This is a genomic window from Flavobacterium limicola, assembly GCF_003634755.1.
GTDB classification, from domain to species: domain Bacteria; phylum Bacteroidota; class Bacteroidia; order Flavobacteriales; family Flavobacteriaceae; genus Flavobacterium; species Flavobacterium limicola.
Genome location: NZ_RBXA01000001.1, coordinates 1,578,743 through 1,599,334, shown reverse-complemented (window position 1 = coordinate 1,599,334; position 20,592 = coordinate 1,578,743). Strand labels below are relative to the sequence as shown.

Below are 20,592 nucleotides of genomic sequence, written 5' to 3'. Positions count from 1 at the left end.
ATCAGGTTTAACTGTATTTTTGAAATTAAATAAAGATTCGTGAAAATTAGTGTAATTTGTGGCTAAAATAATCAACTGACATTAATGGAAATTCATAACATTTAAAATAATTCAGCTACATACATCTTATGAAACACTTTACTCTTTTACTTCTTGTTTCAGCAATCCTAATCGGTTGCCAAAAGAAAGACAATAATTCCCCACAAATCCCAAGAACAAACAATACGCTGGACACTGCTTCCATTGTTGAAGAAATCAAGGAAAAGATTCCAGATAGTACAGCGACTGTCGAAAGTAAAAGCATACACGGATTAATTCTGACTTCTGATGCATTGCAGATCGTAAATAAAAATACCGGTTCCACCTCAGAAATCCCTTTTGGTAAACCATTTGACCAAATAACTGAAATCGTAAATAACATTCTCCAATCCAAACCAAAATCTATTGGAATAAACACCGAATGCGGTGCCGGACCTTTAAAAATGGCTACATGGAACAATGGACTGACACTAGTATTTCAGAAAAAAGAATCTGAATCTAAAGCACCAGAAACCGAATGGTATTTTGCGGGTTGGTTCGTGGGTAGCAATTCAGAGAATAGTCCAAGGATTTCTACAATGGCAGGAATCAGCATTGGATCTACAAGAGCTGAAATGGAAAGTGCTTATGTAATCACAGTGAACAAAACCAGTTTAGGTTACGAATTTTCAACGGCATCAGGATTGTATGGCATTTTTGATGGTGCAAATAAAGAGTCAAAAATTACAAATTTATGGAGTGGTCTTAGTTGCAATTTCAGATAAGTTAAAAAACTAGTATTACCCGTTGCATTAAATACTTCGAATAAAGAAAAAGGTAACAGAAAACACATTTTCTTTTACCTTTTTTATGAAGATATTTATTTATAAATCATAACTACTTATTTTTAAATATAATTCAAAAAAGCATTCTTGACTTCATTTATTTTAAAAAAATAAGTCATTAGAGTGTATGTATTTTAAAACTTTTCTCCTGAAAAAACCATCCAAAAATCAATACTTTCAATTAAAAATAAAAATATTTCAAAAGCACTCGATAAAAAACACATTATCCTGATAAACAGCAAGTTAATGTTTAAAATAAATAATATTTTTTAAGATTAGAATAAATATTTTATTAAATTTACAGTATTGGTTTTAGCAAGAAGGAATTCCTACTACTCGCTTCTCTAAACCTAACAAACGATATGTAAATTTCAGACCTACTGCTGAATTTCAAAATTTACTATCGGATTAATTTAAAAGCCCGCCCCATCACTATTTTTTCTAATGTTATAATTTTAACAGCCTAAAGCAATGGTTTGTTTCTATTAAAAAAAAATAAGAAATGGCAAAGTACAAACACATCCTTTTTTTCAATCAAATTGGTATTGAAGCCCTTAGTGAAGTTGGTGGCAAAAACGCCTCATTGGGCGAAATGTACAATCAGCTCAACCCAATTGGCATCGTCATTCCAAACGGCTTTGCCCTTACCGCAGAAGCCTACCGATTATTTCGTAAACAAAATAATCTGGAACAACCGCTTGAAGATTTGTTGTTTTCATTAGACACTAAAGAGTATTCGAATCTTTCTGCTATTGGAGAAAAAGCTAGAAACCTAATTGTATCTGCAACTATTCCCTCCGAAATTCGGGACGAAATAAACACAGCCTATCAATCACTCAGCGAAAAATGTGGCATAAATAATCTAGATGTAGCAGTCCGCAGCAGCGCCACTTCCGAAGATTTACCAACCGCCAGTTTTGCCGGAAGAATGGAATCTTTTCTAAATATCAACGGCGAACAGCAATTGCAAGAAGCCATTCGGAGATGCTATGCTTCATTATTTACAGATCGCGCTATAAAATACCGCTATGATATGAATTTTGACAAAATAGACATCGCTATTTCCGTTGGCGTACAACAAATGGTTCGCAGTGACAAAGCGTCTTCGGGCGTGGCTTTTACAATAGATCCGGACAGCGGATTTGAAAACACCATTATCATAAATGGCTGCTGGGGACTGGGCGAAAATATTGTTCAAGGCACTATCACGCCCGATGAATGGATGATTTTTAAACCCACTTTAGAAAACCCGGATTTGAATCCAATACTGAAAAGCCAGTGTGGTAGAAAAGAGTTTACGATGATTTATTCCGAGACATCAGAAAGTGACTCAGCAGAAAACACAATTTTAAACACGGAAACAACCTTGGAAAAGCAGAACCAATTTTCATTAACCGATAAAGAAGTCATTCAACTGTCCCGATGGTGCGCTAAAATTGAAAAACATTATCAAAAACCAATGGATATCGAATGGGCAAAAGACGGTTTGAATAACCAATTATACATTGTTCAGGCCCGTCCGGAAACCGTTCACGGCAAATCAAACAAACAAGTTCGGGAAATATATAAACTCCAGGAAAAAAGTACACTTTTGACCAAAGGAATTGCTCTTGGTGATAAAATTGCGTCCGGAAAAGCCAGAATATTGAACAATCCTCAAGAAGGTGCTTTGTTGCAAAACGGAGAAATCATTGTCACTGATTTAACAAATCCAGATTGGGATCCCATCATGAAAAGAGCTTCGGCAATTATCACCAATAAAGGCGGACGTACCAGCCATGCTGCTATTGTCGCGAGAGAACTGGGAACTGTTGCCGTTGTAGGATGCGGAAATGCTACTTCGACTATAAAAAACGGACAGGAAATAACCGTTTCCTGCGCCGAAGGCAAAGAAGGAAATGTTTACGATGGGAAATTAAAATGGGAAATAACAGAACAGGATTTCAGTACGCTAAAAATGCCAAAAACAGATCCGATGCTGATTCTTGCTGATCCGGAAAGAGCTTTTGAACTAAGTCATTATCCCAATCAGGGTGTGGGTTTGATGCGAATGGAATTTGCGATTTCGAATACCATCAAAATCCATCCTTTGGCTTTGTGCGAACCTGAAAAAATAACCGATGCAAATATCAAATCGGAAATAGCGGCATTGACAAAAGGCTATGAAGATCCTAAAAATTATTTCGTTGACAAACTCGCCGAAGCGGTAGCGATTGTCGCCGCTGCTTTCTATCCAAAAGAAGTTATTGTACGAATGAGTGATTTTAAAAGCAACGAATATGCCAACCTCATCGGAGGGAAATATTTTGAACCAGACGAGGAAAATCCGATGATTGGTTTTCGTGGCGCTTCACGATATTACAGCGATTTTTATCGAAAAGGTTTCGCACTAGAATGCGAGGCAATGAAAAAGGTACGCAACGAAATGGGACTTCACAATGTAAAACTGATGATTCCCTTTTGCCGCACATTCGAAGAAGGAGAAAATGTATTGGCCGAAATGGCTAAAAACGGCTTAGTACAAGGCATCAACGGATTACAGGTTTATGTGATGATTGAAATTCCAAGCAATGTATTGATGGCGGATGATTTTGCTAAACTCTTCGATGGTTTTTCTATTGGTTCCAATGATTTAACGCAACTCACCTTGGGACTGGACCGCGATTCGGCCTTAGTGAGTTACTTATTCAGCGAAGAAAATCCTGCCGTCAAAGCCCTTATAAAAGAAACCATTCGGGTGGCCAAGCGCTACGAAATAAAAGTGGGATTGTGCGGACAAGCACCCAGCGACATCCCTGAATTCGCCACGTTTTTAGTAAACGAAGGGATTGACAGTATCTCGTTTAATCCCGATGCATTGATAAAGGGAATCGAAAACATTTTGGGAGCAGAACAAAAAACAAAAAGAAAAATCATCGTCTAAGAAAACTAAATCATGGAAACAACATTCAAGAATAAAGTCGCATTAGTAACCGGAGGAGCATCAGGAATTGGGAGAGCCACGGCACTTGCTTTCGCCAAAAAAGGAGCCAAAGTAGCCGTAGTAGATTGGATGGAAAATGATGAAATGGTAAACCTCATCAAAGAATTGGGCAGTGAAGCTATTTTTATCAAATGTGATGTCTCAAAAATCGATGACGTAAAAGCTATGGTGGCACAAATAATTGCCGCATTTGGCCGATTGGATTATGCGTTCAACAATGCCGGAATCGAGGGTGCGTCTGCTGCTACACAAGATTGTTCGGAGGAAAACTGGGACAAAACCATTGGTGTAAACCTGAAAGGAGTTTGGCTGTGCATGAAATATGAAATCCCGGAAATACTCAAACAAGGAAAAGGAGCCATCGTCAACTGTGCTTCGGTAGCCGGAATGATTGGTTTTGCAGGTTTGCCGGCTTATGTGGCTTCTAAACATGGAATTGTGGGACTCACAAAAACCACTGCTTTAGAATGTGCAACACAAGGAATCCGAGTAAATGTGGTTTGTCCCGGTGTTATTCAAACACCAATGATTGACAGACTGACCGGAAAAACAAAAGAAGGTATCGAACGATTTAAAGGTTTTGAACCCATTGGACGTTTTGGTCTTCCGGAAGAAATAGCTAATGCCGTAGTGTGGATGTGCTCTGATGAAGCCTCATTTGTAACCGGACATGTAATGGCAGTAGACGGCGGATTTACAGCTCAGTAATTTAAAAAATAACCAAAAAACCATACCAAGATGCACACGTACGAAGTCAACCTAAAATGGACAGGTAACACCAAAGGGCTTTTGAGTTCTCCGGTTTTACCACAGAATATTGAAGTCGCCACACCACCCGATTTCCCAAAAGGAATGCAAGGAATTTGGTCGCCGGAACACTTATTTATCGCATCAATCAACAGTTGCGTCATGAGTACTTTTTTGAATATCGCCGAAAATTCTAAACTGCATTTTATCAGTTTTGAATGCAAATCTTCTTGCACCGTTGATTTGGTCGAAGGTGCTTATGTAATTACTGAAGTCCTCTTGCATCCTAAAGTCATCATTCCCTATTCCCAAAAACCAGACCGGGCAAAACGAATTGTGGAAATGAGTGAAAAGGCGTGTTTGGTTTCCAATACACTAAAAATACCCATTCGATTAGAGCCCGAAATAATTGTAGAGAAAAGTCTGATTCCTATTGGTGAATCTTTTTGACGAATACAAAACAGAAAATTTTTATTCGAACCCATCATTTTTTAAACGTGCTACTCCATGATTTCCATCAAAAATAAAACTACGCACCACCTTTTGGACTATGAAAAAGTGCAAGCTACTTTCTCGTGGGGAAATGTTGCCCGGGAATTAGATGGTCTTCCAAATGGAAAAGGGCTCAACATAGCGCATGAAGCTGTGGATCGTCATGCACAAACACATCTAAAAAATACGGTGGCATTGCGTTTTATTCGAAAAGACAACTTTTTACAGGAATTCACGTATGCAGAATTGCAAAAACATACCTCAAAATTTGCCAATGTACTTCAAAAATTGAAAATCCAGAAAGGGGAACGCGTTTTTTCTTTTGCTGGCAGGATACCGGAACTATACATAACCGCTTTGGGAACCATGAAATACACCGGAGTATTTTGTCCATTGTTTTCTGTCTTTGGCCCTGAGCCAGTTTATCAAAGACTCAGCAAAGGCGATGCAGCTGTTCTGGTAACCACCACTCTTTTATTCGAAAAAAAGATAAAACAAATCCTAGAAAAACTTCCTTTGCTCCGCTATATCATTCTTACCGACGCGACGGAACATATTTCTGAAAAAATACGTTCTTTTTCCAAGCTCATGGACGAGGCCGAAACGGAATTTACCATTCCGGAAACCAATCTGGAAGACCCCGCTTTGTTGCATTTCACCAGTGGAACAACCGGAATGCCAAAAGGCGTACTTCACGTTCACCAAGCCGTACTCACGCATTACATAACGGGCAAATATGTTCTCGATTTTCATGAAGGTGACCACTATTGGTGCACCGCGGATCCAGGTTGGGTTACTGGCACTTCGTACGGCATTATTGCTCCATTACTGCATGGAATCACCAGTATTATTGATGAAGCGGAATTTGATGCTTCCCGATGGTATTCGCTCCTTGAAACACATAAAATAAACATTTGGTACACCGCTCCCACCGCTATCAGGCGATTGATGCGTATGGATATAAAACCCATATATATATATAATCTCGAGAATCTTAGGTTGATTCTGAGTGTTGGCGAACCGCTTCATGCCGAAGCCGTGATTTGGGGACAGGAAAATTTTGGCATCCCCATTTTAGACAATTGGTGGCAAACCGAAACGGGCGGGATTATGATTGCCAATTATCCGTCGATGCCCGTAAAACCGGGTTCGATGGGAAAACCGATGCCCGGAGTAGAAATTGCCATTGCAACAGTTAATGATAACCAACTGACACTTATCACTCGGCCTGATATTCAAGGGCATTTGGTTCTAAAGAAAGGATTTCCATCACTCTTTCGGGGCTATATCCATGAAGAAGAACGTTATAAAAAATGCTTTATTGGCGATTGGTATCTCAGCGGCGATCTAGCCAAGAAAGATGCGGATGGGTATTTCTGGTTTATCGGTCGGGCCGATGATATTATTAAAACTTCCGGACACATGGTCGGTCCGTTTGAAGTCGAAAGCACGCTGATGCGCCATCCTGATGTGGCAGAAGCCGCTGTGATTGGGATACCGGAACCCACCATTGGAGAATTGGTAAAAGCCTTTGTCGTACTCAAAACTGGAAAAGAGCCTAACGAGACAACCAAAATGGATATTATGGCTTTCGCCCGAAAAGAAATGGGTCCGGCAGTGGCTCCCAAAGAAATTGAATTTGTGGAAAATATTCCCAAAACCCGAAGCGGAAAAATTTTAAGGCGATTATTAAAAGCCCGAGAACTCGGTTTGCCCGAAGGCGATATTTCAACATTGGAATCCTCTTAAAATATAAAAGTCATCAAAAATTAATTTTCACTAATCAATTTCAGCCATGATACCTTTCCAAAAAATAAAACTACAAAACCAAACTGTTTTTCTATTTGTACTTCTTATTCTATTTCAAGGATGCGAAGCTCAAAATAAGAATAATGAAACGGACATAGAATCGATCCAGAAAAGCGCCGCACTTGTTCCCGAAAAAATTTCCTATTCAGGCAATGTCGATTTCAGAATGGCAGCCAAAATAGCTACGCCTGGAGTTGTTCATATCAAGTGCAGTTTCAAACCACAAACCCTTCAATACGAGGGTGAAGATAAATTTTATAACATTCCAGACCCACTCAAAGATTTTTTTAGGGACGATCCTTTTTTCAGGGAATTTAGGTTTCAACTACCGCAGTCACCACATTACAATTCCGAAACTGTGGTCGGGAGCGGATCTGGGGTAATTCTGACTCCTGACGGGTACATCATAACCAACAATCATGTGGTAAAAAATGCCGATGAAATAAATATCACTTTGTTCGATGGACGATCCTATCCTGCAAAAGTTATCGGAAATGATCCTCAAACTGATCTTGCTCTCCTTAAAATCAAAGAAAGCAACCTTTCATTTATACGCTACGGCGACAGTGACACTATTGAAGTGGGAGAATGGGTCGTAGCGGTAGGAAATCCATTTAATCTGGCATCGACGGTAACGGCAGGAATTGTCAGTGCCAAAGCCCGAAACATCAATATTCTAAGCGATCAAGGCGCCATAGAATCCTTCATACAAACTGATGCAGCGGTAAATCCAGGCAATAGCGGCGGCGCATTAGTGACACTGGAAGGAAAACTCATTGGTATAAATACCGCAATAGCAACGCCAACAGGAGTTTATGCGGGCTATGCGTTTGCAATTCCTGTAGATATTGTAAAAAAAGTAGCGGATGATCTAATGAATTTTGGCTCTGTACACAGGGGAATTTTAGGAATAAGCATACGCGATTTGAACAGCACATTAGCAAAGGAAATAAAAATTGACCGTGCTAATGGAGTTTATATTGACAGCGTCACTGTAAGTGGTGCGGCGAAAGAAGCAGGTGTAAAAGAGAAAGATGTCATCATCAGCATTGATAATATAGAAACCGCTTCGGCTTCAAAATTACAGGAAATCATCATGCGAAAACGTCCGGGTGAAAAAGTAAAAATCACACTCATCAGAAACGGTAATGAGAAAAAAGAACTGATTGCCACACTGAAAAAACAGGAAGCAACCCCAGAACTTACAAAAAGTAAAAATATAGAATTGCTGAAAGATTTGGGAGTTGAGTTGAGTCCAATTACTAAGGAAGACCAAAAAATGTATAATGTAAAAAACGGACTCAAAATCACCAAACTATTTGATGGAAAAATAAAAAGATTCACCGGTATACGTAACGGATTCGTAATTACATCAGTCAATAACAGGGCAGTTTCATCAGTTCAATCCTTCGTGGATGCCGTTGCAGCACAAGAACGCGGCATCATGCTCGAAGGAAAATATGCCGGCGATCCTACGTATTACTATTATGCTTTTGGATTATAAAACTATAAAAAATGGTACAATCAACGACAGAACCACAACCGATGGATGCCAAAAGAGGATTACTTTTTTTGTATCAAATGCTGCTCATAAGACGCTTTGAAGAAAAAGCAGCAGAGCAATATACGAAAGCGAAAATTCGTGGTTTTCTGCATTTGTACATTGGCGAAGAAGCGGTTGCTGTAGGCGTAATTCAGGCGCTGAGGGAAGATGATAATTTATTGTGTACGTATCGGGAACACGGTCATGCACTAGCTAGAGGTATTGATCCTGATAGTATCATGGCCGAAATGTATGGTAAAATGCAAGGCTGCTGCCGAGGTCGTGGAGGCTCGATGCATTTATTTGATGTGGTAAACCGATTTTATGGTGGCAATGCGATTGTGTCCGGCCATCTTCCACTTGCTGTTGGAATGGCTTTGGCAACAAAAAAACAAAAGAAAACGAACCTTACTTGTTGCTTTTTTGGAGAAGGAGCAGCTGCCGAAGGTACCTTTCATGAAAGCCTGAATTTAGCGGCACTTTGGGAAGTACCCGTTTTGTTTGTTTGTGAGAATAATTTGTATGCGATGGGAACTGCGATAAAATATTCGCATGCAGTAACAGAACTGGAAAAAAAAGGAGCTGCTTACGGAATTGAATCTGTTGCCGTAGATGGAATGGATTTGTTGGCTGTGATTGCTGCTGCAAATATTGCTACCGCGAAAGTAAGAAGCAGTGGAAAGCCATATTTATTAGTTTGCAATACGTATCGTTTTCGGGCACACTCGATGTTTGATGCAGAATTATATCGGGATAAAAAAGAAGTCGAAGAATGGAAAAAAAGAGATCCTATTCCACAATTCGAACAGTTTCTTTTGCAAAAGCAATGGATAACAGATGAGGAAATTGCTGCTTTTAAGAGTAAAATTGAAAACAAAATAGCCATCGCAGTCGATTTTGCGGAAGCAGGAACTTGGGAACCGTTAGACCAACTAACAAAATTTGTATACAGTGAAACGGCAAACTAATAATTTAAAATCATGGAAAATAAAATAATTTGTCAAAGTTGTGGCATGCCACTGGACACCGAAGCTGTGAAAGGAACGGAGAAAAACGGTTTAAAAAGCAATGAATATTGCAAATACTGTTATGAAGATGGGGCCTTTAAGAATCCAAAAATGAATTTAGAAGACATGAAAAATAACGTGAAAAATCAAATGAAAAAATTAGAACTTGATGAATATGCAATTCAAAAAGCGGTAAACATACTACCAGCATTAAAACGGTGGAAAAGTAATTAATCCAGAAGTTAAAAGTAGAATCCAGAACGGAGTTCCTTTTGCGGAAGCCGAAATCTGGTTCTTATGAGCCCATTGACAAAATGGTGTACACGAAAAATAAATTAGAAACCACATACAGAAAGAAAGCTAACTATTTAAATCAACACACATGGAAAATACACATTTTTGTCAAAGTTGCGGAATGCCACTAACTACAGAAGACGCGAAAGGAACCGAAAATAACGGCCTAAAAACAAATGATTATTGCCGGTATTGTTATGAAGACAGTAACTTCAAAAACCCGGATATGAACTTAGAAGAAATGAAAGATGCAGTAAAAATGCACATGGAGAAAAAAAAGCTTCCTGCATATATGGTTCAAAAAGCTTTGAATATTTTACCCGCATTGAAACGTTGGAAAAACAAACAATTTGTTATTTAATCCCTAATCGATTGGCATCATGGACAACAGTACCAGCACAATAACCCTTACGTATCGCGAAGCGTTGAAACAAGGCCTTCGGGATGCATTGCAAAATGACGAAAACGTCTTTTTGATGGGCGAAGATGTGGGCCGTTATGGAGGCGCTTTTGCGGTAAGCAAAGGATTATTGCAGGAGTTTGGTGCAGACCGTATTATGGATGTCCCACTATCTGAAGCAGGTTTTGTAGGAGCCGGAATCGGGGCGGCTATGGCGGGAATGAAACCCATTATTGAGGTGATGACCGTCAACTTCAGTTTGTTGGCCATGGACCAAATTGTAAATAATGCGGCGACATTGTTGCACATGTCAGGCGGCCAAATCCATGTCCCAATGGTTATCCGGATGGGTTGCGGAATTGGCCGTCAACTGGCAGCACAACATTCGCACAGTTGGGAACCGTTTTATGCACACATTCCGGGATTAATTGTCTTATCAGTGGGAACGCATGAGGATGCACGGGGAATGTTGCGTGCTGCTTTGCAAAGTCCGGATCCCGTCTTGCTGTTTGAATACACGCTGATGCTTAATCTCGAAAAAGAAATTGCCGCAGATATAGGATTTATAGATATTTTAAAAGCCAAAGTGTTACGCGAAGGATCTGCTATCACAATTATCACATATGGAACGGGCGTTTATAAAAGTCTGGAAGCTGCCACCGAATTAGCTTTGGTGGGAATCGATGCCGAAGTTATTGATTTGCGTGTGTTACGACCTTTGGATGAACGTACATTTCTGGAATCGGTTGCAAAAACGCATCGGGTTTTGATTGTTGAAGATGCGTGGCGTTCGGTCAGTATCTCATCAGAAATTAGTGCACGAATTATGGAAAAGGCATTTTATGATTTGGATGCTCCCGTACAGCGATTGTGCGGTGTAGAAGTTCCCATTCCCTACCCTGCACATCTGGAAGAAGCTGCGATCCCGCAGAAAAATGATATTGTAAATGCAGTAAAAAAAATGATCCGTCATGATTGAATTTCAAATGCCAAATTTAGGCGCTGATATGGAAGCTGGAACTCTCATCGAATGGAAGAAAAAACCAGGCGATAAGGTTCAGCGTGGCGATATCATTGCCGAAGTGGAAACGCAGAAAGGACTTATAGAAATTGAGGTTTTTGATGAAGGAACAATCGGAGAATTACTGATACAGGAAGGAACTAAAGTCCCTGTGGGAACGGTAATGGCATTGATTGATCCCAGCGTAGCGGCATTGGAAACCAAAAAAGGAAAAGCAACATCAGAAAAGCCAATTGCCTTACAACCTATAGAAGAAAAAACAGAAGTGTTTTCAATAAAAGCTTCCCCACTGGCAAGGCGAATTGCTGCAGAAAATCATATTGATCTTTCGCAAATAAAAGGAACGGGGGAAAATGGCGTGATTACGAAAGACGATGTGGAACAAGCATTGGCAACTCAAAAAGAGCAACTTCCAAAAGCGGAAAAATTTCCTCCTGATGACGCAAAAACACTCGCACAAATTGAGGCGGTTCGTACAGCAATAGCGTCGGCAATGAGCAAATCGAAACGAGAAATTCCACATTATTACCTAGAGAAAAAAATAGATATAACAAAATCAATTGATTGGCTGATAGCCAAAAATAAGGAAAAATCAGTTCAAGAACGATTGCTTCCCGTTGTGCTGCTCATCAAAGCAACCGCTAAAGCATTGACTGATTTTCCGGAATTGAATGCGGTTTGGCAAAACGGTTTACAGCTAAAAAAAGAAATTCATATCGGTTTTGTGGTTTCGCTGCGCAACGGAGGAATTATAGTTCCCGCGATTCACAATGCAGATTTAAAAAATCTAGATGAAATCATGGCTTCTTTAAATGATATTATTCCCAGAGCTCGCGCCTTGAAACTACGCAGTTCAGAATTGAGTGACGCTACAATTACAGTAACCAACATTGGCGATGGTGGCGCCGATACGATTTTTGGGGTGATTTATCCGCCACAGGTTGCGATAATTGGTTTCGGAAATATTTCAGAACAACCCTTTGCGGAGAAAGGCATGTTAGGAATCCGAACTACAATTTTCGCGACTTTGGCGGGGGATCATCGTGCCACGGATGGATTAACCGGCAGCCGCTTTCTAGTAGCCTTGAACAACCATTTACAAAATCCTGAAGCGTTATGAATGAAGAAGAAATCAAAGAAATTGTTTTTCAATTGTTGAAAAAAATTGCACCGGATACGGAACCATCAAGATTAAAACCGGATGAAAACATCAGAGAAACGCTCAATATTGATTCATTTGATTCGCTGCAATTCATCGTTGCATTGAATAAAAAAACAGGAATTGAAATTCCAGAAGAAGATTATGGAAAAATAGCCACATTACAGGCACTGACAGCTTACATTAAAAATAAAAAACCATAAAATGAAAGTATTAGTCTACAGCATCTTTGGCTTTGATAAGCCATTTATGGAAAAAGCGGCCCATGGAAATCATGAATTGGTTTTTACTGAGCAGCATTTGAATGAAAAGACGGCGCATCTAGCCCAAGGATTTGATGCCGTCTCGCTTTTCACTTCAGATGTGGGTTCAGAAACAGTTTTGCAAAAACTCTATACCTGCGGTGTGAAATATATTGCGTTGCGTGCTGTACATTCCGATTTAATTGATGTTCCAAGAGCAAAATCCATGGCGATAAAGGTGGCGAATGTTCCGGTTTATTCTCCTTATTCGGTTGCTGAACATGCTGTTGGTTTGGTATTGGCACTGAACAGGAAACTGGTTTTAGGACAGCGATTAATGGACATTGGAGATTACCGAATGGATCATTTGGTTGGTTTTGATTTGCATGGAAAAACAGTGGGGATTATTGGAACTGGAAAAATAGGTGCTGCTTTTGCACGGATTATGCATGGTTTTGGTTGCAAAATTGTCGCGTTTGATAACGAAGAAAACAAGGAACTGATAAATGAAATCCCAATTTCATATAAGACGCTAGAGGACGTTTGTGCCGCTTCAGATGTATTGTCCGTACATGCAGCTTGGAACGAATCATCCTATCCTTTGTTTGACAAAAATACCTTCTCATCATGCAAAAAAGGAATGATTTTCATTAATACCGCACGTGGAAAATTGGTAAATACCGGAGATTTAATAGAAGCAATAGACAACAAAACCCTCGCTGCTGTTGGTTTAGACGTATATGAAAACGAAAATTCTATATTTTTTCAAGATCATACCGAAGCTCCTATTACAGACACCTTGTTTTTGAAACTCCGCTCCTATCCCAATGTCATGATTACCGGACATCAAGGTTTTTTGACTAATGAAACGCTTGCAGGAATTGCCCATACTACCATTGCCAATTTAAATGCTTGGGCGTATAATGGCATTTCTGAAAATGAAATAAGTTGATAAAATATGCTGTTTGTTTTCAGGTTTAAATAGAATTCTCGAGATTATTTTTCAAAATAAACTATTAAAAAAACACCAAATGAAAGGCTCCTTTAAACTCGGAAAAATAGCAGATATAGGTATTTTTGTTCACTGGACATTCTCTTTACTGATTCTGTTTATCATTTTCATTAATTACCGATCAGGTCAAAATGCTACTCAGATCGTATGGTCGGTTGTGTTTATTTTGAGTATTTTCATCACCGTTGTAATGCATGAATTAGGCCATGCTTTGGCAGCAAAAAGATACCACATAATTACCAAAGACATCACACTTTTACCCATTGGCGGTTTGGCGCGACTCGAAAAAATTCCTGAAAAACCCATCGAAGAATTAATCGTTGCTATTGCAGGACCTTTGGTCAACATAACTTTAGCAGTTGTTACCGGAATTTTTATCACCATTCCTGATACTTCGGAACAATTGATGGCCGAATTATCCAACGGTGTCAATGCCAATAATTTCTTTCTGAATTTCTTTTTAGTGAATTTTTGGCTGGCGCTATTTAATTTAATTCCGGCGTTTCCAATGGATGGCGGCCGAATTTTACGTGCTTTATTATCCTTCCGGATGCAGCGAAATATAGCTACCCGAATTTCTGCGCGGATTGGTCAATTTCTTGCGTTGGGATTTATATTTTTTGGTTTTTTCACCTCGCCTATTTTAGTTTTTATTGGTATTTTTGTTATCATAGGTGCTCAGGTTGAAGCGGATTATACCGAGTCGAAATTCATACTGAAAGGGTTTAAAGTCCATGATGTTGTGATGAAAGACTATCCAAAAATTGATGCCAATGCCACCGTCAAAACTGCCGTAGCATTAGTTTTAAATAGCCAAAACAAGAATTTTTTAATCATGGAAGAAGGAACTCCTGTCGGAACACTGAACCGTGACCAAATCATAATAGCACTCTCCAAAAAAGGCGAAGAGGAATTTATTTATAATGTTATGGATCGGAATTTAATTTTTCTCGATGCAAATTCGCTTTTGGAAAATGTTTTTGAACTCATACAACTCAATAAATCAAGGTTAATGCTCGTTATGGAAAACAATGAAGTCAGCGGAACTTTAGATATCGAAAATCTAATGGAGTTCATTTTGATTAATGAGGTTACTACAAATAAAGCGCATGATAAAAACTAACGATAGCTTTACTAATGCCAAAAACTTAGAGCTAGTGCACAGTGGCGAAGATTATTTTGCCCGTTTAGAAACTATCATCCGGGAGGCACAATCTCAAATACAGCTCCAAATGTATCTTTTTGAAAATGATGCAACTGGAAAAAGAATCGTCAATGCACTAAAAGAAGCCGCGCTCCGTAAGGTTGAAATTTATGTGCTTCTAGATGGTTTGGGTTCTTTGACCTTTCCTGCTGAACAAATAAAAGAACTGAAATACAGTGGTGTAAATATTCGTTTTTTTGCCCCTTTATTTTCAACTTATACCTTTTATCTTGGACGAAGATTGCATCGTAAAGTGGTTGTCGCTGATGCAAAAGTTGCGCTGGTGGGCGGAATAAATATAGCTGATAAATACCACGGTTCCGCCACCCAGAAACCTTGGCTGGACTACGCTGTTCAAATTAACGGGGGAATTGCCAAACCACTTCAACAGCTTTGTCACGATATTTATTTAAAAAAAAGACACTTAAAAAATAAAAAAATAAAATCTGCATTTCATATTCAGGAAGATACTTCTGTTCGCATCCTTCAAAATGATTGGTTGAAAGGGAAAAACGAAATATGTGACGGTTATATAAAATCCATTCGGCAAGCAAAAAAAGAAATCATCATTGTAGGCAGTTATTTTCTTCCCGGAATTAGAATCATTCGAGCCTTGAAAAAAGCTTCGAAAAATAAAGTAACCATCAAACTAATTCTCTCGGGAAAATCAGATCTACCGCTGACAAGACGAGCAACTTGCTTTTTGTACGGTAAACTACTCAGTTATAACATTGAATTGTATGAATGGAACGAATCCATTTTACACGGAAAAGTTGCTGTAGTGGATGGCAATTGGTCTACAATTGGTTCATTTAACCTCAACAATTTGAGCTCCTACGGAAGTCTGGAAATGAATGTGGAAATCCTATCAGAATCCTTTTCAGCACGTTTTCAGGAGCACCTCAACGGAATTATTGCGCAATGTCAACGCATCACTTTGGAATCATTGAAAACAAAAACCACTTTAATGACAAAATTCATCAACTTAGTTTCGTATTCTATCACAAGAATCGTAGAATTAGTAGTCACTTACACGCCTTATAAACGGTTCTATAATTGAAAAAGCAATACATTCATTCCTATTAAAACTTATCAAATTTATAAAGAAGCATTTTTTAAAAATAAAAACTAAAAAATTTAATATTTTATGCGGTTACTACATTTTTTTTTGTAAATTTATAAATGTAATCACTTAACAAATAAGTAGTTACAAATATTAGATGTTGATTTTAATTTTTTTAAAAATGGAACCATACCGAATTAAAACCCAAAAAAAAGAGGATTGGATCCAAAAGGATTTTGAAAGACAAATCCCTAAATTGGACTGTAAAAAAATATTTGTGCCTAATCAGGATGAACTGTTTTTTTAATTCATTTTTAAAAGAAATTTGTTAGCTTAAGCTAGCGACGGAGCCGTGAGTCACTGTTCTGTAATTGAATGTTCTTTCAAGCACCAGGTTTAAAAGATTCTCCGCAGAGCTCCGAACTTTTAAACCGGTATTCTTAATTGGGGTTAGGGACGCAAAAGTCCCTATCCCATTAATGACTTAACCCTATGGATTTTAACCATTACAAAGAAGCTTTTATTAAGGAATCGCGAAAAATGGGCTTTTCGCTACCTAATATTCAGCGTTGTCTGGATTATGCCGAAGTTTTATTTTCGCATCAAGTCCCGGTAATTTACAATCCTTCGCATTTATCAGCACTTGTGGGATATAAAAAAGAATACCTGAAAAAAGCATCCATGTTTCCTAACTATTTTTATCGTGATTTTGAAGTCGCAAAAAAAAATGGTAGTAAACGACTTATTTCTGAACCACTGCCCAGCTTGAAAGAAATCCAAATCTGGATTCTCAGAAATATACTGTATAAAGTACCCATCAGCCCTTTTGCGAAAGCCTACAAACCTAACGTAACCCTGCTGGAAAACCTAAGATTTCATAAAAATCAACCCAAGATTTTCACGCTGGATTTAGAAAATTTCTTTCCTTCAATATCAGTTGAAGTTGTTGAAGCAGAATTTCTGGAATTGGGATATTCTAAAATAGTATCCAAATTACTTTCCAGATTATGCACCAGAAATGGAAATCTACCGCAAGGTGCGCCTACCAGCCCCTATCTTTCCAATCTGATTTTTAAACAGGCTGATGCCGAAATTGCTTCGTATTGCAAAGATTATAAAATTCGTTATACGCGATATGCGGACGATATGAGTTTTTCAGGAGATTTTGACCAAGAGGAATTGCTAAAAAAAGTAACAGAAACGCTTGAAAAACTAAACCTGCACATCAATGCCAAAAAGACCAAACTGATGACGCCAAATATGCGGCAAACGGTTACTGGCGTTGTGGTGAATCAAAAACCGCAAGTCATCTTCCATAAACGCAATGAACTGAGACAAGCCTTATATTACATTCAGAAATTTGGTTTTGAAGAACATAAAATCTTCAAAAAAATTAATCAGAACAATTATTTGGAGCATTTGCTGGGGAAAATAAATTTTGTACTCCAAATCAATCCAAAAGACGCGGAATTTATAAAGTATAAAGCTGTGCTTTTCGATTTGAAACACAAACAAGATTTAATGGCGATAGAAAACGAATTGTTTCCTATTTAAATTGTAAAAAATAATTTAGAACAAGCTCCATTTTGGGGCTTTTAATTTTCATAACTAACTGTTATAAAACAAGTTATTATTATTTTATGACCTAAAAATTGATTAAATTTGGTAAATACATTCATTGAGAATTATAATTCTGCTTATCGCAAAAAATTCCGTCTAAACTTCTTAATTACTTATTAGAGTATCTTTTTAAAAATTAAATTAAATAAGCCATGAAAAACATCGCTACTATCATTACTACATTATTTTTATCCACTTTTCTGTTTTCACAAACAACATGGAAAGCGGATCCGATGCATTCTAAATTAACTTTTAGCACGGTACACAATGGAATTTCTGACATTACAGGATTGTTCAAAACATTTGAAATTAGCGCAATTACAACCAAAACTGATTTCAGCGATGCCGTTTTTGAACTTTCTACAGATGTTGCGTCCATCAATACCGAAGTGGAAATGCGAGATAAGCATTTACGAAGTGACGAATTTTTTGATGTAGAAAAATATCCTAAAATGACTTTCAAAAGTACGTCGATACAAAAAACAGAGAAAGATAAATACAAACTAACGGGTCAACTTACCCTGCACGGAATAACGAAACCGGTAATCATCACCATGTGGTATAGAGGAACTATTGAAAATCCTCAATCAAAAGCACCAACAGCTGGTTTTAAATTTAGTACTTTCATAAAACGTACTGATTTTAATATAGGTCCAAAATTCCCTGAGCCAATGATTAGTGATGAAGTAAAAATTAAGGCTGACATTGAATTTATAAAACAATAAGTATCGAAAAACCATTTTTTATATTTCCAGATACTACAAACTTAACCGAATAACCACAACATAAAAATAATCACAATGGCATTCATAGACTATTACAAAATTCTTGAAGTGGACAAAAAAGTGACAGAAGCCGAGATTAAAAAGGCGTATCGCAAACTTGCGCGTAAATATCATCCCGATTTAAATCCAAATGATAAAGAAGCCGAGAGAAAATTCAAGGAAATCAATGAAGCAAATGAAGTCTTGAGCCATGCGGAGAATCGTAAGAAATATGATGATTACGGCGAAAATTGGCAACATGCGGAAGAATTTGAAAAATCAAAACAGCAACGTCAATACCACGGAAATGGACAACAAGGAGGTTTTGGTGGTGGTGGATTCAGCGGTGGAGGTGATTTTTCTGATTTTTTTGAATCGATGTTTGGTGGTCGAGCCTCTGGTGGCGGTGGCCGCAGAAGTGCGCAGTTCAAAGGACAGGATTTTAATGCTGAACTGCATCTGGAACTTAAAGACGTCTACACTACTCACAAACGCACATTGACTATCAATGGCAAAAATATTCGTATTACCATTCCAGCGGGAGTCGAAAACGGCCAACAAATAAAAATCAGCGGTATGGGTGGCGAAGGCTCTGGTGGCGGTCCCAAAGGCGATTTATACATCACGTTCACGGTCGAAAATCACACGAAATTTAAACTAGATAAGCACAACCTTTACGCAACAGTGGATTTGGATTTGTATACTGCGTTATTGGGCGGCGAGATTACCGCAGACACTTTTGACGGGAAAGTAAAACTGACCGTTAAACCCGGAACCCAAAACGGAACTAAAGTCAAATTGAAAGGAAAAGGATTTCCAGTGTATAAAAAAGAAGGAGAATTTGGTGATTTGTACCTAACTTATCAAATACAAATCCCCACCAATCTTTCTGAGAAAGAAAAGGAATTATTCGCTGAACTCGCTACCTTAAGAAAATCATGAACATGGAAAATCTGATCCCGATACCTGAATTGTGCATTCATTATACTGTGGAACTGTCTTTTTTTACTAACCTCAGCGAAATGGGTTTGCTCGAAATAAAAACGATTGAATCCAAGCAATATATTGATTCAGATGCAATTTATGAAATCGAAAAAATGATTCGTATTTATCAGGAATTAGACGTTAATATTGAAGGAATTGATGTCGTGTTTAATTTGCTACAAAAGATTGATAGATTGCAAAATGAATTGACCGCACTCAGAAACAGATTGCGTTTGTACGAAAGTTAACAACAGCCCCACTAGAATCTGCCCTTAAAAAGTTATGGTTTACAATCTTTAAAAAAGAGAACGTTTCACTGCTTTTTAGTAATGCTATTATTTCTGGAACCTAAAAAATTTCAAAATTTATACTTTATGACATTGCTAACGCATAAATTTTATAGCTATGAAAACAATACTTGTACCCACAGACTTCTCCATTGCGGCAGATTCCGCCATTCATTACGCTATAAAGATGGCTTTATTTTGGGATGCTTCATTGATTTTGTACCACAGTTTTATTCCATTCGAAAGTGGTTTTTATCTGCTTTCACTGAGTGAGCAAGAAAATATGGAAGCTCATAAAAAATTAACGGACAGACTTACAACAATAAAGAATTCCATTGTAAATAAAAACCCAAATCTTTCTGTTTCGATTCACGTAGATCAGGGTCCGGAAGGCATTAAAATTATTGATTTTTGCAAAAAAAGCAAATCAGACTTGATTGTGATGGGTACCAAAGGCGCCAGTGGTTTGAAAGAAAAACTCATAGGAAGTTTTACCGCCGAAGTTATGACTAATGCGCCTTGTCCGGTCTTAGCTATTCCAAAAAAGTATAAATTCAAAGTCCCTGAAAAAATTACTTACGCCACTAATTATAATAAAAAAGACAAAAAGGTACTGCAATCGCTATTAGAGTTTAATAGGCTTTTCAATGCTAAAATCACAATTTTACACATCGATTGGGGAAACACTTTTTTTACAGCTGATGAAGATTATGAACACTATAAAAAAACAATCCAAAATCATTTTAAAGATTTTGAATTCACTTTTAATCATACTGTTGGAAAGGATGTTTCGAAAACTATTTTGGAGGAAACCTTACTGGACAAAACGGATATAATAGTAATGAATCCATTGAAAAGAAAAGGAATCTGGAATCGTATTTTTCACAGAAGTGTAACTAAAAAAATAGCGTATCACATTCCCGTTCCGTTATTAAGTATCCCAAACAAATAATATCTTTTTACTCCCCAAAGTGTTCAATAGTTATAGCTAACGAGTAGAATAATTTAATAAAAGTATGTACTAAAAAATTTTCATTCCTCCTGATTTAGAATGATTAATCAGGAAAACCAAAGACACTAACGAAGTAATTGTTTTAT

20 protein-coding genes are annotated in these 20,592 nt (G+C 37.9%); all 20 read left to right on the top strand.

The window, feature by feature from the left end; all coding sequences use genetic code 11:
- Positions 1-128 precede the first annotated feature (128 nt).
- The 20 genes from BC952_RS07090 to BC952_RS06995 all read left to right on the top strand — a co-directional run bounded on the left by BC952_RS07090 (position 129) and on the right by BC952_RS06995 (position 20,446).
- Positions 129-803, top strand: coding sequence for a hypothetical protein (locus BC952_RS07090; protein WP_121364845.1), 675 nt, complete (start codon positions 129-131; stop codon positions 801-803).
- Between the two features lie 562 nt (positions 804-1,365).
- The gene (gene ppsA, locus BC952_RS07085) at positions 1,366-3,786 is read left to right on the top strand and encodes a phosphoenolpyruvate synthase (RefSeq protein WP_121364844.1); all 2,421 of its coding nucleotides are present in this window, start codon (positions 1,366-1,368) and stop codon (positions 3,784-3,786) included.
- Positions 3,787-3,798: 12 nt separating this feature from the next.
- Positions 3,799-4,554 carry an SDR family oxidoreductase gene (locus tag BC952_RS07080; RefSeq protein ID WP_121364843.1) on the top strand — a complete coding sequence of 252 codons (756 nt, stop codon included), beginning with the start codon at positions 3,799-3,801 and terminating at the stop codon, positions 4,552-4,554.
- Positions 4,555-4,584: 30 nt separating this feature from the next.
- Positions 4,585-5,043 carry an OsmC family protein gene (locus BC952_RS07075; RefSeq protein ID WP_121364842.1) on the top strand — a complete coding sequence of 153 codons (459 nt, stop codon included), beginning with the start codon at positions 4,585-4,587 and terminating at the stop codon, positions 5,041-5,043.
- Between the two features lie 57 nt (positions 5,044-5,100).
- Positions 5,101-6,834, top strand: a complete 1,734-nt coding sequence (gene acsA, locus BC952_RS07070; RefSeq protein ID WP_121364841.1) for an acetate--CoA ligase — start codon at positions 5,101-5,103, stop codon at positions 6,832-6,834.
- 46 nt (positions 6,835-6,880) lie between these two features.
- Complete coding sequence (locus BC952_RS07065) at positions 6,881-8,398, top strand: Do family serine endopeptidase (protein WP_121364840.1); 1,518 nt, start codon at positions 6,881-6,883, stop codon at positions 8,396-8,398.
- An 11-nt stretch (positions 8,399-8,409) separates the two neighbouring features.
- Positions 8,410-9,405, top strand: a complete 996-nt coding sequence (pdhA, locus tag BC952_RS07060; protein WP_121364839.1) for a pyruvate dehydrogenase (acetyl-transferring) E1 component subunit alpha — start codon at positions 8,410-8,412, stop codon at positions 9,403-9,405.
- Between the two features lie 12 nt (positions 9,406-9,417).
- Positions 9,418-9,678, top strand: a complete 261-nt coding sequence (locus tag BC952_RS07055; protein ID WP_121364838.1) for a zinc ribbon domain-containing protein — start codon at positions 9,418-9,420, stop codon at positions 9,676-9,678.
- Positions 9,679-9,826: 148 nt separating this feature from the next.
- Positions 9,827-10,099 carry a zinc ribbon domain-containing protein gene (locus BC952_RS07050; protein ID WP_121364837.1) on the top strand — a complete coding sequence of 91 codons (273 nt, stop codon included), beginning with the start codon at positions 9,827-9,829 and terminating at the stop codon, positions 10,097-10,099.
- A 19-nt stretch (positions 10,100-10,118) separates the two neighbouring features.
- A complete protein-coding gene (locus BC952_RS07045; RefSeq protein ID WP_121364836.1) occupies positions 10,119-11,117 on the top strand; it encodes an alpha-ketoacid dehydrogenase subunit beta in 999 nt (332 codons plus the stop codon).
- A complete protein-coding gene (locus BC952_RS07040) occupies positions 11,110-12,279 on the top strand; it encodes a dihydrolipoamide acetyltransferase family protein (RefSeq protein WP_121364835.1) in 1,170 nt (389 codons plus the stop codon). Before BC952_RS07045 ends, BC952_RS07040 begins: the two co-directional genes overlap by 8 nt.
- Positions 12,276-12,521 (top strand): acyl carrier protein, encoded by a 246-nt coding sequence (locus BC952_RS07035; protein WP_121364834.1) that lies wholly within the window; start codon positions 12,276-12,278, stop codon positions 12,519-12,521. Before BC952_RS07040 ends, BC952_RS07035 begins: the two co-directional genes overlap by 4 nt.
- A gap of 1 nt (position 12,522) precedes the next feature.
- On the top strand, positions 12,523-13,512 hold the full coding sequence (locus tag BC952_RS07030; protein ID WP_121364833.1) for an NAD(P)-dependent oxidoreductase: 990 nt from the start codon (positions 12,523-12,525) through the stop codon (positions 13,510-13,512).
- 79 nt (positions 13,513-13,591) lie between these two features.
- Positions 13,592-14,695, top strand: a complete 1,104-nt coding sequence (locus tag BC952_RS07025; protein WP_121364832.1) for a site-2 protease family protein — start codon at positions 13,592-13,594, stop codon at positions 14,693-14,695.
- Positions 14,682-15,836, top strand: a complete 1,155-nt coding sequence (locus tag BC952_RS07020; RefSeq protein ID WP_167445711.1) for a phospholipase D-like domain-containing protein — start codon at positions 14,682-14,684, stop codon at positions 15,834-15,836. The genes BC952_RS07025 and BC952_RS07020 overlap by 14 nt, the downstream gene beginning before the upstream one ends.
- A 495-nt stretch (positions 15,837-16,331) precedes the next feature.
- A complete protein-coding gene (locus BC952_RS07015; RefSeq protein ID WP_121364830.1) occupies positions 16,332-17,393 on the top strand; it encodes a reverse transcriptase domain-containing protein in 1,062 nt (353 codons plus the stop codon).
- Between the two features lie 218 nt (positions 17,394-17,611).
- The gene (locus tag BC952_RS07010; RefSeq protein ID WP_121364829.1) at positions 17,612-18,184 is read left to right on the top strand and encodes a YceI family protein; all 573 of its coding nucleotides are present in this window, start codon (positions 17,612-17,614) and stop codon (positions 18,182-18,184) included.
- A 75-nt stretch (positions 18,185-18,259) separates the two neighbouring features.
- The gene (locus BC952_RS07005) at positions 18,260-19,165 is read left to right on the top strand and encodes a J domain-containing protein (RefSeq protein ID WP_121364828.1); all 906 of its coding nucleotides are present in this window, start codon (positions 18,260-18,262) and stop codon (positions 19,163-19,165) included.
- Between the two features lie 2 nt (positions 19,166-19,167).
- Positions 19,168-19,455, top strand: a complete 288-nt coding sequence (locus BC952_RS07000) for a chaperone modulator CbpM (protein WP_244200107.1) — start codon at positions 19,168-19,170, stop codon at positions 19,453-19,455.
- Positions 19,456-19,612: 157 nt separating this feature from the next.
- A complete protein-coding gene (locus BC952_RS06995; protein ID WP_121364826.1) occupies positions 19,613-20,446 on the top strand; it encodes a universal stress protein in 834 nt (277 codons plus the stop codon).
- Positions 20,447-20,592: the final 146 nt, after the last annotated feature.